The organism is Kribbella alba (assembly GCF_039529635.1).
Lineage (GTDB): Bacteria > Actinomycetota > Actinomycetes > Propionibacteriales > Kribbellaceae > Kribbella > Kribbella alba.
Map to the genome: position 1 here is coordinate 100,089 of NZ_BAAANE010000008.1, position 15,473 is coordinate 115,561.

A 15,473-nucleotide genomic window follows, 5' to 3' on the forward strand; every position below is an offset into this window, starting at 1 on the left:
GCTTTCAGGTGGGTCTCTGTGGATCTGAGGGTTTGCGTCGTGATCATTCTGTTATACAGTCGTCGGCGGTTCGACAAATTAGACGAACTGCATGTGTGTCAACGCCGAGTCCTGCCAGGCACACATGTTCCCCTCGAACACCATGGCAGGAGTGGGGGACCCAGGAAGGTGGGTCTCAACCGTGAGTGGTTGAGTCCCTGGGGTGAAGTCCACGGGAGTGGACCGGGCTAATGACTCTCAGCCCGAACCCGACAGCTAACTCCGCAGGCGTCGGGAGACAACCATGCCCGTCACTGCCCGACGGACAGCGCTGCCTGGCGCCGTCAGTCACTCCAGCCAGCCCAGTCCGCGGCCCACCGGCCGGCACCTGGCCAAGCACCGCAAGCCAACCAAGTCCGTGGCCGCCCCTCGCGCCGCCGCGGCCGTGCTCTCCGTCGGCCTCGCGGTCAGCGGTGGAGCTGTCCTCAGCGTGGTCTCGACTCCGCAGACCGCTTCCGCCACCACCAGAACCACCTCGGCGCAGTGGGCCCGAGGCAACAGCGCGATCGCCAAGAAGCCGCTGCTCCGCTACGGCGATGCCGGGCAGGCTGTCCGGTACGTCCAGCGTTCCCTGGACGTCCAGGCCGGCGGTTGGTACGGCTCCGCAACCCGTACGGCGGTCGCCAACTTCCAGCGCCGGGTGGGCCTGCCCCGCACCGGCACCATGACCGTGAACACCTGGCGTTCGCTGTTCTACGCCGCGAGCCACGGTCTGCTGCACGGCGGCACCCGCAGCAGCGGCAACCTCTCGACCTTCCAGGCTCGGGTGTTGACGGAAGCAGCGAAGCTCAGGGGCACCCCGTACCGCTACGGCGGCACGACCACCAGCGGCTTCGACTGCTCCGGCTACACCGGCTATGTCTACAAGAAGGCCGGCAAGAAGCTCCCCCGCACGGCGCGCCAGCAGTACAGCGCGACCAAGCACCTGAGCCGTACGGCCGCCAAGCCCGGCGACCTGGTGTTCTTCAAGGGCGGTGGCGGCAGCGTCTACCACGTCGGCATCTACGCCGGCGGCAACATGCTGTGGCACTCTTCGAGGCCTGGCCGCCCGGTCGCGAAGGCGAAGATCTGGACCTCGAGCGTGGCCTTCGGCCGCGCCTGATGTCCTGACTGTCAGCGGGACCCACTCCCCCTGGGACCGCTGACCTGAAACCGGTCGCGCGCCTGCTGCCCCCACCCCCCTCCGGCAGCGCGCGACCGGGTTCCTCTGTCCACCCATCGATTTCTACGTGTCGAGCTGGCCGGCATCGTGGGCCAGGATCGCGACCTGGACCCGGTTGGTGGCGTCCAGCTTCACCAGCACCCGCGAGACATGCGCCTTCACCGTCGCCTCGCTCATGAACAACTGCTTGCCGATATCCGCGTTGGACAGGCCGCGCGCGACCGCGGCGAGTACTTCCTTCTCCCGGTCCGTCAGGGTGGTCAGCCGCTCCCGAGCTTTCCGCTGCCGATCCGTCCGCGGATCCGCGGCGAAGTGCCCGATCAACCGCCGCGTCACCGCCGGCGACAGCATCGCGTCCCCTGCCGCGACCACTCGCACGGCCTGGACCAACTCCCGCGGCGGGGTGTCCTTCAACAGGAACCCACTCGCCCCGGCCTGCAACGCCCGGAACACATAGTCGTCCAGATCGAACGTGGTCAGTACGACGACCTTCGGCGGAACGGGCAGCGCCTGCACCTCCCGAGTGGCGGCAAGTCCGTCCAGCCTCGGCATCCGGATATCCATCAGCACCACGTCGGGGCGATGCTCACGGACCATCGCGGCCGCGTCGGCGCCGTCCTCGGCCTCGGCGACCACCTCGAGATCGTCGGCCGACTCCAGGATCATCTTCAGCCCGGCCCGGACCAGCGCCTCGTCGTCCACGATCAACAGCCGCGTCATCGTTCCCCTTCCTCACCGTCGGACTTGTCCTCGGACGCCTCCGACCTGCCGTCGGACCACGGCAGCCAGGCCTCGACCTGCCAGCCACCCTCCTGGGTGGGTCCTGTCGAGATGCGCCCGCCGGACAGGCCGACTCTCTCCCTCAGGCCGACCAGGCCCGCGCCCGACCCCGGCAGCAGGGCATCAGCCGCTACCGGCCGCACGTTCGTCACCCGGACAGTCACACCCGTCCCCGCGGCGCCGCGCACCAGCACCTCGGTCGTGACACCACGCGCGTGCTTGTGCACGTTGGTCAGCCCCTCCTGCACGATGCGGTAGACCGTACGGCCGACAGACGCCGGTACTTCGTCCGGCAGGGCCAGGTCACTCGTCACTTTCACCCCCGCCGCGCGCGAAGCTTCCACCAGCCGGGCCAGATCGGCGGCCCGTGGTACCGGGGCCAGGTCGGCGCCGGCGACGCTGAGGTCAGTCCGCAGTACGCCGAGCACCTCGCGCAGGTCTTCCATCGCCTGCCGGGCGGTCTCGCGGATCAGGCCGGCCGAGCTCTCCACCTTCTCCGGGCCGACGGCCGGGTTCACCTCCAGCCCGCCGGCGTGCAGCGCGATCAGCGACACCTTGTGGGCGAGCACGTCGTGCATCTCCTGGGCGATCCGGGCCCGCTCACCCAGCCGGGCCTGCTCGGCCCGGAGCTCCCGTTCGGACTCGGCGCGTTCGGCCCGGTCCCGCAGCGACACCATCAGGTCTCGCCTGGCCCCGACATACGCGCCGACCGCGACCCAGGTGCCGATCAGGAACGGTCCGGTGAACATGAGCACGAAGGGATCACTGTTGCCGGACCAATAGCTGGCGACGTAAGCGACATACCCGGCGACGCTCAGGATGACGAGCATCGTGTCGCGGCGGCGGATCGACAGCGTCAGCAGCGCCAGGCCCATCGGCACGAAGATCTGCGCGGTCGCCATCGCCAGGATGGTCACCACCGTGACCATGACGGGATAGCGACGGCGCCACCACAACGCGAGTGACGCGACGATCCCGGCCGCCAGCACGTACCAGTCCCGTGCCTGCCAGCCGCCACTGGATCCCGCGGCCGCCTGCGCGACGATCGTGAGCAGGCTAAAGCCGATGAACATCAGATCGCGGATCCGGGGGGCACGCCGGATGAACCAGGCGAACCAGCGCCGCAACCATCGCATTCCGTCAGCGTAGTGGCGGGCGTACTGACTTTCGTCCCTCTGCAGGTGGGCCTCAGGGTCGTTCCCTGACGACTTTGGTAGGGGGTAGGTCAAGACGCTCGTCCGATGTGAAGACGGGGTGCCGGACGGAAGAGTTGCGCCCATGATCACCGTCGAGAACCTCAGCAAGCGTTACGGCAGCACCACGGCCGTCCACGACGTCTCGTTCACCGTCGAGCCAGGCAGCATCACCGGCTTCCTCGGACCGAACGGCGCGGGCAAATCCACCACCCTGCGCATGCTGACGGGCCTCACGCCGCCCAGCTCGGGCCGCGCCACGATCACCGGCAAGCGGTACGCCGAGCTTCCGAACCCCGGGCGGGTGGTCGGAGTCATGCTCGACGCCGCGGCGCAACACCCGGGCCGCACCGGCCGGGAGACCCTGCAGCTCAACGCGAGCCTGCTCGGCGTACCGAAGACCCGCGCCGACGAGCTGCTCGAAGCAGTGGGGCTCAGCTCGGCCGCCAAGCGCCGCGTCGGACAGTACTCCCTTGGGATGCGGCAGCGGCTCGGTATCGCGAGCGCCCTGCTCGGCGACCCCGCAGTACTGATCCTCGACGAGCCTGCCAACGGGATGGACCCCGAGGGCATCCGCTGGATGCGCGGTCTGCTGCAGGACTTCGCCTCCCGCGGCGGCACGGTGATCCTGTCCAGCCACCTGCTGGGTGAGGTGCAGGCGACCGTTGACCGTCTGGTCGTCATCGGCGGCGGCCGGATCGTCGCGAACGGCTCACTGGACGAGCTGCTGGCCGGCAGCGGCACGCTGGTCCGCGGCCTCGACCCGATCGGCCTGAACCAGGCACTGACCGCGGCCGGCCTGAGCCTCGAGCCGCTGCACGACGGCGCGCTGCGCGTTGATGCCAGTGCCGAGCAGGTCGGCCGCGCGGCCGCGGCCGCGGGCCAGATCCTGATCGAACTTCGCGAGAGCGACGGCGCCGGCCTGGAGGAGCTCTTCTTCCAGCTGACCAGCCCGACCGCTGTCGCCGCCTGACCACACCTATCTTCTGGAGCCCACCACCATGGCTATCACTGAAATCACCTCACCGCCCCCGGCCGTCGCCACGCACCGCGCGACCGTCGCCACCTCGCTGCCGCCCGCCCGCGGGCAGTCCTTCCTCAGGCTCGTCAGCACCGAGCTGCGCAAGTCCGTGGACACTCGTAGCGGCCGGGTGCTGATCCTGGCGATCCTCGCGTTGGCCGTGGCCGCGCTCACCTGGCAACTGACCCACATGGACCCGGGACAGGCCACCTTCGACACCTTCCTGGCCGCCGCCTCGACCGGCGTGCAGCTGCTGCTGCCGGTGATCGGCGTGATGGCGATGACGAGCGAGTGGACCCAGCGGACCGCGCTGACCACTTTCACCTTGTCGCCGCGCCGGGTGCGGGTCCAGCTGGCCAAGTTCGTCTCCGCGATCGTGCTCAGCGTCGTGGTGCTAACCGCGACCACCCTGCTCGCCCTGGCCGCCACCGCGCTCGGTGGAGCCACCACCGGCAACGGCACGTCGTACGCCGGACTGGGCGGCTCGCTCGCCGGGGCCTACCTGACGACCGCGCTGAACGTTGTGATGGGCGCCGCCTTCGGTGCGCTGATCGCCCAGACCGCTGTCGCGATCCTGGTCTTCTTCATCGCCCCCACCGCCTGGACGCTGGCCGGACCGGCCCTGTTCAAGAGCAACGCGGACTGGCTGGACGTGTTCGGCGCCTTCGGCCGGATCGCCGAGCGCGACCTGCACGGGATGCTGCCCGAGACGCTCACCGCGATCGGGGTCTGGATCGTGCTCCCGACGATCGTCGGACTGTGGGCAAGCTCACGTCGCGAGGTGAAGTAGCAGCGCCGCGAGGCGCTCGAGACGCGGAGGGCCTGGCCGGTTCGAGGGGATCAGCCAGGTCTTTCGGCCTGTCATCGGACCTCCGGAGGCGTCCAGTGAGGGGTCGGTGCGTGTGTCGATCCCCGGCTCCGGGTAACCTATAAGCACGATTACTGACGACTGATCCGTGGGCGCCCAGCTGCGTACCCGGTTGACTTGTGCGAGGGGGTCGACGCTATGGGGCGCGGCCGTGCAAAGGCCAAGCAGACGAAGGTCGCTCGCGACCTGAAGTACCGCACCTGGGAGACCGACTTGGACCAGCTCAAGCGTGAGCTGTCCGGCGGGGACCAGAACGGTAACGGTTCTGCGAACGGCGACGATACTGACGCCGGCGATGACGCCGACGACTACCACCCCCGTCGGTAAAGCAGCGCAACAGCTCGGATGACCTGCCCAGCGCCTCGGGCGCTTGGGCAGGTCGGCCGTGCTTGACCGACGAGTTTCACCACACGGCACTTCAGACGGTCTTGTCACGCCCTCCGCCCGGAGAACTCAGGCAGTTCTCCGTCGGAGGGCGACGTCAGCCGCCGCCTGATCAGCCTGCGTAGTCGCCCTGAAGTTCGACGCCGTTCCTGGTGTCGGCAGCGGTGACCTCACCGCAGACCCAGGCAGCGATGTCCCGCTCACCCAGTACTGCGATCGCGCGATCCGCTGCGGCCTGGTCCAGTACCGCGACCATGCCGACGCCCATGTTCAGGGTCTTCTCCAGTTCGAGCAGCGGGACCTCGCCGAGCTGACCGACCAGTCCGAAGACCGGCGCGGGCGTCCAGGTCGACCGGTCGATCCGGACGGCCAGGTCGTCCGGGATCACCCGGGCCAGGTTCGCCGCGAATCCACCGCCGGTGATGTGGGACATCGCGTGCAGCGGCTTCTCGTCTCCACCGTTGAGCTCCTGGATCAGCTCCAGGCAGTGCTTGGCGTAGACCCGCGTCGGGGTCAGGAGGGTCTCGCCCAAGGTGCCCCCGAGCTCAGGGACCTCCCGGTCGAGCTTCCAGCCGGCGCGATCGAAGAAGACGTGCCGAACCAGGGAGTACCCGTTCGAGTGCAGCCCCGACGACGCCATCGCCACCACGACATCACCCGCACGGACCCGTTCGGCGCCGATCAGCTCGTCGGCCTCGACGACACCGGTGGAGGCACCGGCCACGTCGTACTCTTCGGGTTCCAGGAGGCCGGGGTGCTCGGCCGTCTCGCCACCGACCAGCGCCGTACCGGCTTCCACGCAGGCCTCGGCGATGCCCTTCACGATCTGCGCGATCGTCTCCGGGACCACCTTGCCGGTGCAGATGTAGTCGGTCATGAACAGCGGCTCCGCGCCACAGACCACCAGGTCGTCGACGACCATGCCGACCAGGTCGAACCCGATCGTGTCGTGGCGGTCCAGCATCTGCGCGATCGCGACCTTGGTGCCGACACCGTCGGTCGACGTCGCCAGCAGCGGCCGCCGGTACGACGTCAGCGCGGTGGCGTCGAACAGGCCGGCGAATCCGCCGAGCCCGCCCACCACCTCGGGGCGGGTCGCCTTGGCCACCCACTCCTTCATCAGCTCGACGGCCCGGTCACCGGCCTCGATGTCGACTCCGGCGGCGGCGTAGCTCGCGCCCACAGTGTTCTCCTTGGTCATGGGCGTGGTTCCCTCGTCATGGCGGGCCAGTTCACGGACGGGCCGCTTCACGGTCGAAAAAGTTCATGGTCGGGCCAGTTTCACGGTCGGGCCAGTTTCACGGTCGGGCCAGGTTCACGGTCTGGAGAGAGCGTCCGCTGCACCGGCGCCGCCGGAAACCGTGGCCAGGCCGTCCACATCAGTACTGATGGGGAGCTCCAGCAGGTGCTTGCCGAGGTGCTCCGGGTCGGGCAACGCGACCGGGTAGACCCCGTCGAAGCAGGCCCGGCAGAGCCGTTCCTTCGGCACGGTGCTGGCCTCGATCAGACCGTCCAGGCTGACGTAGCCGAGGGAGTCGGCGCCGATCGAGCGGCAGATCTCCTCGGTGTTCAGGCCGTTCGCGATCAGCTCGGCGCGGCTGGCGAAGTCGATGCCGTAGAAACACGGCCACTTGACCGGCGGCGAGGAGATGCGTACGTGGATCTCGGCCGCGCCGGACTCGCGCAGCATCCGGATCACCGCACGCTGGGTGTTGCCGCGGACGATCGAGTCGTCGACCACGACCAGCCGCTTGCCTTCGATCACCTCGCGGAGCGGGTTCAGCTTCAGCCGGATACCGAGCTGGCGGATCGTCTGGCTGGGCTGGATGAAGGTGCGGCCGACGTACGCGTTCTTGACCAGGCCCGAGCCGTACGGAATACCCGACTCCTCGGCGTACCCGATGGCACCGGGGGTGCCGGACTCGGGGGTCGCGATGACCAGGTCGGCCTCGACCGGGTGCTCGCGGGCCAGCTGGCGACCGACCTCGACGCGGGTCGAGTGGATCCGCTGACCGGAGATCTGGGTGTCGGGGCGGGCCAGGTAGACGAACTCGAACAGGCAGCCCTTCGGGTCCGCCTCGGCGAACCGGGTCGAGCGCAGCCCGTCCTCGTCGATCGCGACGATCTCGCCCGGCTCGACCTCCCGGATGAAGGAGGCGCCGACGATGTCGAGGGCGGCGGTCTCGCTGGCGACCACCCAGCCGCGTTCGAGCCGGCCCAGCACCAGCGGGCGGATCCCCTGCGGGTCGCGAGCGGCGTACAGGGTGGATTCGTCCATGAAGATCAGGCTGTAGGCGCCCTTGACCTTCGGCAGCACCTTGGCGGCTGCCTGCTCGATGTTCAGGTCCGGATACCCGGCGAGCATCGAGGTGAGGAGGTCGGTGTCGGAGGACGCGCCGTGCTTGGCGTTCGCCTTCGCGTGCTCGACCTCGAAGTCCAGCCCCAGATCGAGCTGGTCGCTGCCGTCCAGCGTCGCCGCGAGATCACCGGTGTTGGTCAGGTTGCCGTTGTGCGCGAGCGCCACCGACCCGGTCGCGGTGGACCGAAAGGTGGGTTGCGCGTTCGCCCAGACACTGGACCCTGTCGTCGAGTACCGGCAGTGTCCGACGGCGATATGCCCCCGGAGCGAGGCCAGGGTCGCCTCGTCGAACGCCTGACTGACCAGACCCATGTCCTTGTAGACCAGAATCTGACTGCCGTTGCTGACCGCGATGCCAGCCGACTCCTGCCCCCGGTGCTGCAGAGCGTAGAGCCCGAAATAGGTGAGTTTGGCGACCTCTTCCCCGGGAGCCCAGACACCGAAGACGCCACAAGCGTCCTGCGGGCCTAGGTCCTGCGGGTCAAGATCATGGGTGAGCCGACCATCGCCACGAGCCACACCCCGCAGTCTACGGGGTCATCGGCGTGAGCCAGCACAGCACGCAGGGGTCCTCGCCCCCGCCAGTGGCCTGCGCCACACCGGCGCCGGCCGTGAGGGAGAGCGCGAGCGCAGCAGTGATCACTATGAGAAACCGCTTGACCACGTGTGGTGTCCTTTCAAATATCCTGGAAATAGGACTGGCAACCGTCACTTCTGGACGCGTTCTGGATATGGTCGGTTCCAAACAAGTGCTGGAGGGTGTCCGGGGTGCTAGAACCACTGGGGGTGGACGAAGCAACGTTCGCGGTCTATCACGCCCTTCTGCGCCACCCAGACGGTACGCCCGAGCAGATTGCGGCGCTAGTAAGTATCGAGCTGGACCAGGTTCTCAAGCTCATGGAAAAGCTCCGGAAACTCGAACTGCTGGTCCCGACCTGGACGAATCCCGGTGGCGAACATGCGGTGCACCCCCGGGTCGGCCTCACCGGGCTCGCGGAACGTCGCCGGATCGAACTGAACAGACTCCTCGGGGAGCTACGCGAGGCCGAGACCTCGGCGGAGGTCATCGCCGAGCAGTACAACGAACTCCTCACGTCGCGAAGCAGCGGCGACGTCGAGGTCCTCAAGGGTCGCGCCAATGCGTCACGGCGGATCGAGGAGTTGGGTCTGAAGGCCAGGGAGACCTTCTGGGGCATGGTCCCCGCTCATGTCGACGAGGCTCTCGCGCCGGCGGAGGAGTCGCCGGACATGCCGCTGCTGGAGCGTGGCCTGAAGATGAGAACCATCTACCTGCAGTCGATGACAGTGTCGAAGCACGGGATGGAATACGCGGCCACGATGCATCGACTCGGCGGCGAGGTGCGCGCGACGCCCACCCTTCCGATGCGCCTGCTGATCTTCGATCAGGAACTCGCGATCATGCCGATGGACCCGGAGAACCACACCTCGGGTGCGGTCATCCACCGCAGCCCGGCAGTGGTGGCGGTCGCGCTCGCCCTGTTCGATTCCTACTGGTCCCGAGCCACCGACCTCTTCTCCCCGGAAGACCGCGACGAGAACTCACCGCTGACCCCGCACGAGGCCGAGGTCCTCCGCCTGCTGGCCGGCGGCGCCAAGGACGAGCAGGTCGCCCGTCTTCTCGGCATCTCACTGCGCACCGCCCGCCGCATCACCGCCAACCTCTCCGAGCGCCTGGACGCCACCTCCCGCTTCGAACTCGGCGTTGCCGCCGCCAAACGCGGCTGGGTCTGATCACGCTTTCGACCTGGCCAATCGAAACACCGGAGAATCTGCAGGCAAAGCATTTCCTGATCAGGGATGAAGATCCGAGATCTCTGCGCGGTGCCGCATTCAACCAAAGCGGGCCAATAGTTGCCCTCCAATAGCGAGGGACCATCACGATCAATTGACCGCCACGGTCATTCGCCATGCACCGGGTTCCCATCCGCCTAATCATTCTCCGCGCACTTTGCCGGCGGCAAGCGATCAATTGTTCGAGGACACACGCGCCGCCAACGCCCGCATCACGTCGAAGCGGGCGAAATTGCTGAACTGCTTGCGCATCGGGGCACGGACGGGCCGACGGGCATCCAGAGCCTCGCACCGCAGGCTCAGTCGGTCCCGGCGCAGCAGTAGGGCTGCCCGGCGGGAAAAGGCTATCCAACAGCTCGTTGTCACAATAGCTGGGAAATATCCGGACTGGACCGGTTGATTTTCACCAGCGATGCGGTGACTGGAAGATGCCAGAGGGTTGCGGTAGCAGTAGAAAAGCGTGTATGGGCGCAACCCATTCGACATCAGTCGAAACTTGTTCACCAAACTGGCCGACGAGACCGGCGACGGCAAACGAAAACTCCCTCGCGGCCGTTGACAACGTGAGCCGTGAATACCTCAGGTGTGGTCGACATAGTACTGGGGTCAGTGGGCACGGAGAGCCGACACGGGTGCGGTTCTCGCCCTACCGAGCACGGCCAGGGCGGCCACCGCCAGCGACACCATCGCGATGGTCGACAGCGCGGTGGGCAGACCGGCGTGGTCGGCCAGGAAGCCGATCAAGGGTGGTCCGGCGAGCATGCCGGTATGACCGATGCCGGCGGCGAGGCTGACTCCGTTGGGTCCGCCGAGCGCCCCGGCCCGGGCGATGGCGACGGGGAAGATGTTGGCCAGGCCGAGGCCGACCGCGACGAGTCCGGCGAAGGCCAGTGAGATCTGTCCGGTCCAGGCGGTGAGCAGGATGCCCGCGGCCGCCAGGACCCCGCCGCCGGCCAGTACGCCGGTCACCCCGAGGCGGCCGATGAGCCATCCGCCGATCAACCGGCCGCCGGCGATGGCGAAGTTGTAGGCGGCGAACGCATAGGCGGCCAGGCTCGCCTCGGCGCCGAGCCCTTCCCGCAGGTGCAGTCCGCTCCAGTCGGCGACCGCACCCTCGCCGTACGCCACGCACAGCGCGACGACACCGAAGATCACTACCGGCAACCCGAGTCGACGTCCGCCGTACCGCGGTTCCGCGGCCTGGCCTGCGATTCCCTCCGCGAGTGGAACGGTGGGCAACTGCTCCGGGGCGCGCAGCATCGCCGGTGCACAGACCGCCGTCAGGACGAGGCTCGTCCCAGCCACCAGGCCGAAGTGTGCGACCGTCCCGAGCCGGCCGGCCAGCAGTCCGCCGAGCAGGGATCCGGCGAGGCACCCAACGCTCCAGAGACCGTGCAGCATCGACATCACCGGACGACCGAGAGCCGCTTCGATCTCGACGGCCGCACTGTTCAGCGAGATGTTCAGAGCCCCGTAGAACAGGCCGAACAGAGCCAGTACCGCAGCCAGCCAGACCACCGATCCGGCCAGCGCGGGGAGCACCAGCGCGGCCGAGACCAGGGCACAGGCCGTCAGCAACACGACCCTGGTACCGAACCTGACGACCAGGTTGCCGCTGGCGATCATCGACAGCAGAGTGCCGAGCGAGAGACACAGCAGAGCGACGCCCAGCGCGGTCGTCGTCAGCCCCAACTGCTGCTTGACGGCCGGGATCCGAACCGCCCAGGTGGCGAAGATCGTGCCGTCGAGGGTGAAGAAGACGGCCAGCGGGAACAGCCGCATCACGGGAGGTCGCATCGGTTCTCCTGCCGGGTCATCAGGCTTGGCACGAAAAACTAACAGGTAGGGTTCCTGAATAAAAGGGATAGCGGCTATCTTCTGGAGCTATGACCCGTACTCCGTCCCGCGCAGCGACTCCGCGGACCGCACGGTTGATCAACGACCGGGCGGCCTTCGCCTTGCTGCTGGAGCGTGGTCCGCTGTCCCGGACCGAACTGCAGCGCCTCACCGGGTTGTCCCACCCCACCGTCAGCGACCTGGTCGACCGGTTGGAGGCGGCCGGCGTCATCGCGCCCGCCGGCGAGTCCCAGGTGCGGCGGCGTGGCCCCAACGCCTTGCTCTACGGCCTGGTTGCGGACCGTGCGCACGTCGCCGGGGTCGAAGTGCTCCCTGACGTTGTGCTGGCCTCCGTCACAGATGTGACCGGCCGCCAGGTCGGCGCCGCCCAGCTTGCCCAGGACACGGCGGCCGAACCTCACGACCTGGTCCACCGGGCGATCACCGAGGCACTGGCCGACGCGACACTGACGGCGGATCGGCTGCGCAGTGTGGTGATCGGCACCCCTGGCCTGGTCGACCCCGCGACCGGCGACATCTCCTTCGTCGGGGCACTCCCGACCTGGCACGCCAATCTGCTGCCCGGCCTGCGGGACAGCCTCGGCGGCGTCCCCGTGCTCGTCGAGAACGAGGTCAATCTGGTCGGTCTGGCCGAGCACCGGCTCGGCGCCGCTCGCGGCCGCGATACCTTCGCCCTGTTGTCATTCAGCTCCGGTATCGGTATGGCCCTGGTGCTGAACGGTCACCTGCACCGCGGTACGTCGGGGGGCGCGGGCGAGCTCTCTTATCTCCCCGCAGATCAGGCCGGGCGGCTCTTCCCGGAGCTGGTCGCCGGCGGAGCGGTGCTGGCCCTCGCCAAAACGCACGGAATCCGGCCGAAGTCGGACAACGCCGCGGCGGCGGTGACAGCGGCCGTCGGCGGAGCCGCTGGTGGCAAGGAATTCTTGGACGAGCTCGCCGACCGGATCGCGTTCGGCGCGGCGGGCGTCTGCGCAGTACTGGATCCGGGATTTCTCGTCCTGGCGGGCACGATCGGCAGGGCCGGCGGCGAGGCCCTGGCGGAGCGGGTCGCGGAACGGGTGAACCGCACGACGCCGCTTTCCACCGCCGTTGCCCCGGGCACGGTCGACGGCAATCCGGTGCTCCGCGGCGCGGTTCTGATCGCCCTGGACCTCCTCCACGAGGAGACCTTCGCCCAGTCCTGACCTCGCCGGAGGATCAGACGGTCTTGAGAGCGGCCAAGAGCTTGGCGAGGGAGTCTTTGGCGTCGCCGAACAACAACGTGGTGCGGGGGTCGTAGAGGAGCTCGTTCTCGATGCCTGCGAAGCCCGGGCGCATCGAGCGCTTCAGGAAGATCACTCGCTGGGCCTCGTCCGCGTTGAGGATCGGCATGCCGTAGATCGGCGCGCTCGGCGTAGTGCGGGCCGCCGGGTTGACCACGTCGTTGGCGCCGACCACGAGCACCACGTCCGTGGCCTTGAAGTCGCCGTTGATGTCGTCCATCTCCCGCAGTTGCTCATAGGGCACCTGTGCCTCGGCCAGCAGCACGTTCATGTGACCGGGCATCCGCCCCGCGACCGGGTGGATCGCATAGTCGACCTTGACCCCGCGCCCCTGGAGCTCTTCGACCAACTCGCGCAGCGTGTGCTGGGCCTGTGCGACGGCCAGGCCGTAGCCGGGCACGACGATCACGCGCTGGGCGTACCCCAGCAGGATCGCCACATCCTGAGCACCGCCGGAGATCACCGGCCTCTCCGACACCGTCCCAGCGCCAAGCGTGGAGCCGCCCCGCACGGCACCGAACAGAATGTTGAAGACGGACCGGCCCATCGCGTTGGCCATCAGCTTCGTCAGCAAAGTACCGGCGGCACCGACCAACGTTCCCGCCACCAGCAGCAGCGTGTTCCCGAGAACATAACCACCAGCGGCGACGGTCAGACCCGTGAATGCGTTGAGCAGCGAGATGACGATCGGTACGTCGGCCCCGCCCACGGGCAGCACCAACATGACACCGACGGCCAATCCCACCAGGCAGAGCAGGACACCGACCCATACGCGCGGATCGGTCACGAGCCAGGCCGACAGCGCGATCCCGCCAAGGATCCCGGCAACGAACAGCACGGGCAGACCCGGGAACGTCAGCGGCCGGGTGGTCATCAGCTCCTGCAGCTTGGCGAAGGTGACGACCGAGCCGGAGAAGGAGATCGCGCCCACCACGATCGTGAAAGCCGTCGCGATCGCGGCAACCGTCTCACCGGATGGCACCTTGCCGAGCTCCATCAGCGCGACGAGAGCAGCGGCGCCACCACCGACACCGTTGAAGAGCGCCACCAACTGCGGCATGTGGGTCATCTGCACCCGCCGCGAGCCGATCACACCGGCGACGGTTCCGACCGCCAGCGCGATCAGGATCGGCACCAGGTGGTCGGGCTTGTAGGCGACGAACGTGATCACCACGGCCAGCACCGCGCCGGCGGCGCCCAGCCCGTTGCCTGTCCGGGCGGTCTTGGGCGACGACAACGCCTTCAGCGCGACGATGAAGCAGACGGCCGAGACCAGGTAACCGAGCTGGGCCCAGGTTGCGATCACTTGTGCAGCTCCTTCTTACGAGCCCCGGGACCGCGGAACATCTCCAGCATCCGGTCGGTGACGACGAAGCCGCCGACCATGTTGACCGTCGCGAGTACGACGGCCACCAGCCCGACCACGACCACCAGCGCGGACTCGGCCTGGCCGGTCACGATGATCGCGCCGACCAGGATGACGCCGTGGATCGCGTTCGCGCCGGACATCAGCGGGGTGTGCAGGGTCGAGGAGACCTTGCTGATCACCTCGACGCCGACGAACGCCGCGAGCACGAAGATGGTCAGCAAGGCGATGGACTCGGTCATCTGAGCGGTCCTTCCAGGAGCTCCCGGGTCGGCTCGTGCAGTACGGCGCCGTCGTGCGTGACACAACAACCGGCCACGATCTCGTCCGAGAAGTCGGGGTCGAAGCTGGCGTTGCGGGTCATCAGGGTGATCAGGTTGGCGATGTTCTGACCGTAGAGCCGGCTCGCGGGGCCGGCCAGCTGGCTCGGCACGTTCGCGCCGCCCCAGACCAGGGCGTTGCCGATCATCAGTTCGGTCCCGGCCACCGAGCCCTCGACGTTGCCGCCGGACTCAGAGGCCAGGTCGACCACGACGGAGCCGGGCTTCATCTGCTCGACCATCGACCTCGACACGAGCATCGGGGCGGTCCGCCCCGGTACGGCCGCCGTCGTGATCAGCGCGTCCGCGGCGGCGATGTACGGGGCGAGCAGGTCGCGTTGCAGCTGCGCGCGTTCGGGGGTCATCTCCCGCGCATAGCCGCCGGGCCCGTCGAGGGTGCCGAGCTCGAGCTCGATCGGGATCGCGCCCATCGACGCGATCTCCTCGGCCGCAGCAGTGCGCACGTCGTACGCCTTGACGACGGCGCCGAGACGCTTCGCCGTCGCGATCGCCTGCAGGCCGGCGACACCAGCACCCAGTACTACGACCTGCGCGGGTGGCACCGTGCCGGCGGCCGTCATGTTCAGCGGGAAGAACCGAGGCAGGCGTTCCGCTGCCACGATGGCGGCGCGATAGCCGGCGACGAGGGCCTGCGAGGACAACGCGTCCATCGACTGGGCCCGCGAGATCCGCGGGATCAGCTCCATCGCGAACGCGGTCAGCTTGGCCCGGGTCGCGGCCCGGATCACGTCCGGCGGGTTCGTCGGCAGGAACGACATCAGCGCGGTCCCGGCATGCAACCGCTGCAGCCGTTCCCGCTCGAGCGGCTGCACCGATGCCACTACGGTCGCGGCATGATCGGCTCCCCAGGCGACTTCGGCTCCCGCGTCGCGGTAGGCGTCGTCGGAGTACAGCGCGCGCTCGCCGGCCGCGGGTTCGACCGCGACCTCGTAGCCGAGCTGGACGAGTTTGACGACTTGCTCCGGCACCAGCGCCACCCGGCGCTCCGCCGGTCTGGTCTCTCGCACCACTGCGATCTTCACTCGGGGA

15 protein-coding genes and 1 riboswitch are annotated in these 15,473 nt (G+C 68.3%); of the genes, 6 read left to right on the forward strand and 9 right to left on the reverse strand.

Features of this window, described 5'->3' with window-relative positions:
- Positions 1 to 92 precede the first annotated feature (92 nt).
- Positions 93 to 284: riboswitch (cyclic di-AMP (ydaO/yuaA leader) on the forward strand.
- Positions 284 to 1,141 carry a C40 family peptidase gene (locus tag ABD210_RS23815; RefSeq protein ID WP_344114286.1) on the forward strand — a complete coding sequence of 286 codons (858 nt, stop codon included), beginning with the start codon at positions 284 to 286 and terminating at the stop codon, positions 1,139 to 1,141. (Overlaps the previous riboswitch by 1 nt.)
- A gap of 123 nt (positions 1,142 to 1,264) precedes the next feature.
- Here the strand turns inward: ABD210_RS23815 and ABD210_RS23820 are convergent, their stop codons facing one another.
- Entirely contained in the window at positions 1,265 to 1,921 is a 657-nt protein-coding gene (locus tag ABD210_RS23820) for a response regulator (protein ID WP_344114287.1), read from the reverse strand.
- Complete coding sequence (locus tag ABD210_RS23825) at positions 1,918 to 3,117, reverse strand: sensor histidine kinase (protein WP_344114288.1); 1,200 nt, start codon at positions 3,115 to 3,117, stop codon at positions 1,918 to 1,920. Before ABD210_RS23825 ends, ABD210_RS23820 begins: the two co-directional genes overlap by 4 nt.
- Positions 3,118 to 3,259: 142 nt before the next feature.
- Here ABD210_RS23825 and ABD210_RS23830 point away from each other — a divergent pair, with 142 nt between their 5' ends.
- The 3 genes from ABD210_RS23830 (at position 3,260) to ABD210_RS23840 (ending at position 5,390) form a co-directional block, all read left to right on the forward strand.
- Complete coding sequence (locus ABD210_RS23830; protein ID WP_344114290.1) at positions 3,260 to 4,147, forward strand: ABC transporter ATP-binding protein; 888 nt, start codon at positions 3,260 to 3,262, stop codon at positions 4,145 to 4,147.
- Between the two features lie 28 nt (positions 4,148 to 4,175).
- A complete protein-coding gene (locus ABD210_RS23835) occupies positions 4,176 to 4,985 on the forward strand; it encodes an ABC transporter permease (RefSeq protein WP_344114291.1) in 810 nt (269 codons plus the stop codon).
- 216 nt (positions 4,986 to 5,201) lie between these two features.
- Positions 5,202 to 5,390 (forward strand): DUF3073 domain-containing protein, encoded by a 189-nt coding sequence (locus tag ABD210_RS23840; protein WP_344114292.1) that lies wholly within the window; start codon positions 5,202 to 5,204, stop codon positions 5,388 to 5,390.
- Positions 5,391 to 5,559: 169 nt separating this feature from the next.
- On the opposite strand, the gene purM is transcribed toward ABD210_RS23840, so the two are convergent.
- The 3 genes from purM to ABD210_RS23855 form a co-directional block, all read right to left on the reverse strand.
- Positions 5,560 to 6,648, reverse strand: coding sequence for a phosphoribosylformylglycinamidine cyclo-ligase (gene purM / locus ABD210_RS23845; protein ID WP_344114293.1), 1,089 nt, complete (start codon positions 6,646 to 6,648; stop codon positions 5,560 to 5,562).
- A 114-nt stretch (positions 6,649 to 6,762) separates the two neighbouring features.
- On the reverse strand, positions 6,763 to 8,325 hold the full coding sequence (purF, locus tag ABD210_RS23850; protein WP_344114295.1) for an amidophosphoribosyltransferase: 1,563 nt from the start codon (positions 8,323 to 8,325) through the stop codon (positions 6,763 to 6,765).
- Positions 8,326 to 8,335: 10 nt separating this feature from the next.
- Positions 8,336 to 8,470, reverse strand: a complete 135-nt coding sequence (locus tag ABD210_RS23855; RefSeq protein ID WP_344114297.1) for a hypothetical protein — start codon at positions 8,468 to 8,470, stop codon at positions 8,336 to 8,338.
- Positions 8,471 to 8,703: 233 nt separating this feature from the next.
- Here ABD210_RS23855 and ABD210_RS23860 point away from each other — a divergent pair, with 233 nt between their 5' ends.
- Positions 8,704 to 9,558 (forward strand): helix-turn-helix transcriptional regulator, encoded by an 855-nt coding sequence (locus ABD210_RS23860; protein WP_344114298.1) that lies wholly within the window; start codon positions 8,704 to 8,706, stop codon positions 9,556 to 9,558.
- 666 nt (positions 9,559 to 10,224) lie between these two features.
- Here ABD210_RS23860 and ABD210_RS23865 read toward each other — a convergent pair.
- Positions 10,225 to 11,415 (reverse strand): MFS transporter, encoded by a 1,191-nt coding sequence (locus ABD210_RS23865; RefSeq protein WP_344114300.1) that lies wholly within the window; start codon positions 11,413 to 11,415, stop codon positions 10,225 to 10,227.
- Positions 11,416 to 11,504: 89 nt separating this feature from the next.
- Between ABD210_RS23865 and ABD210_RS23870 the strand changes: the two genes are divergently transcribed.
- Positions 11,505 to 12,659 carry an ROK family transcriptional regulator gene (locus ABD210_RS23870; RefSeq protein WP_344114302.1) on the forward strand — a complete coding sequence of 385 codons (1,155 nt, stop codon included), beginning with the start codon at positions 11,505 to 11,507 and terminating at the stop codon, positions 12,657 to 12,659.
- Positions 12,660 to 12,672: 13 nt separating this feature from the next.
- On the opposite strand, the gene ABD210_RS23875 is transcribed toward ABD210_RS23870, so the two are convergent.
- Genes ABD210_RS23875 through ABD210_RS23885 form a run of 3 tightly spaced genes read right to left on the reverse strand, consistent with a single transcriptional unit; the run spans position 12,673 to position 15,466 of the window.
- The gene (locus ABD210_RS23875) at positions 12,673 to 14,043 is read right to left on the reverse strand and encodes an NAD(P)(+) transhydrogenase (Re/Si-specific) subunit beta (protein ID WP_344114304.1); all 1,371 of its coding nucleotides are present in this window, start codon (positions 14,041 to 14,043) and stop codon (positions 12,673 to 12,675) included.
- Entirely contained in the window at positions 14,040 to 14,345 is a 306-nt protein-coding gene (locus ABD210_RS23880; protein WP_344114305.1) for an NAD(P) transhydrogenase subunit alpha part 2, read from the reverse strand. The genes ABD210_RS23875 and ABD210_RS23880 overlap by 4 nt, the downstream gene beginning before the upstream one ends.
- A complete protein-coding gene (locus ABD210_RS23885; RefSeq protein WP_344114306.1) occupies positions 14,342 to 15,466 on the reverse strand; it encodes an NAD(P) transhydrogenase subunit alpha in 1,125 nt (374 codons plus the stop codon). Before ABD210_RS23885 ends, ABD210_RS23880 begins: the two co-directional genes overlap by 4 nt.
- Positions 15,467 to 15,473 lie beyond the last annotated feature (7 nt).

Excerpts from the sequence above, each read along its gene's own strand:
- ABD210_RS23865 (WP_344114300.1), bottom strand. The coding sequence starts at position 11,415 with ATGCGACCTCCCGTGATGCGGCTGTTCCCGCTGGCCGTCTTCTTCACC.
- ABD210_RS23860 (WP_344114298.1), top strand. The coding sequence starts at position 8,704 with ATGGAAAAGCTCCGGAAACTCGAACTGCTGGTCCCGACCTGGACGAAT.
- ABD210_RS23880 (WP_344114305.1), bottom strand. The coding sequence starts at position 14,345 with ATGACCGAGTCCATCGCCTTGCTGACCATCTTCGTGCTCGCGGCGTTC.
- purM (WP_344114293.1), bottom strand. The coding sequence starts at position 6,648 with ATGACCAAGGAGAACACTGTGGGCGCGAGCTACGCCGCCGCCGGAGTC.
- ABD210_RS23820 (WP_344114287.1), bottom strand. The coding sequence starts at position 1,921 with ATGACGCGGCTGTTGATCGTGGACGACGAGGCGCTGGTCCGGGCCGGG.
- ABD210_RS23825 (WP_344114288.1), bottom strand. The coding sequence starts at position 3,117 with ATGCGATGGTTGCGGCGCTGGTTCGCCTGGTTCATCCGGCGTGCCCCC.
- ABD210_RS23840 (WP_344114292.1), top strand. The coding sequence starts at position 5,202 with ATGGGGCGCGGCCGTGCAAAGGCCAAGCAGACGAAGGTCGCTCGCGAC.
- ABD210_RS23830 (WP_344114290.1), top strand. The coding sequence starts at position 3,260 with ATGATCACCGTCGAGAACCTCAGCAAGCGTTACGGCAGCACCACGGCC.
- ABD210_RS23870 (WP_344114302.1), top strand. The coding sequence starts at position 11,505 with ATGACCCGTACTCCGTCCCGCGCAGCGACTCCGCGGACCGCACGGTTG.
- ABD210_RS23815 (WP_344114286.1), top strand. The coding sequence starts at position 284 with ATGCCCGTCACTGCCCGACGGACAGCGCTGCCTGGCGCCGTCAGTCAC.
- ABD210_RS23835 (WP_344114291.1), top strand. The coding sequence starts at position 4,176 with ATGGCTATCACTGAAATCACCTCACCGCCCCCGGCCGTCGCCACGCAC.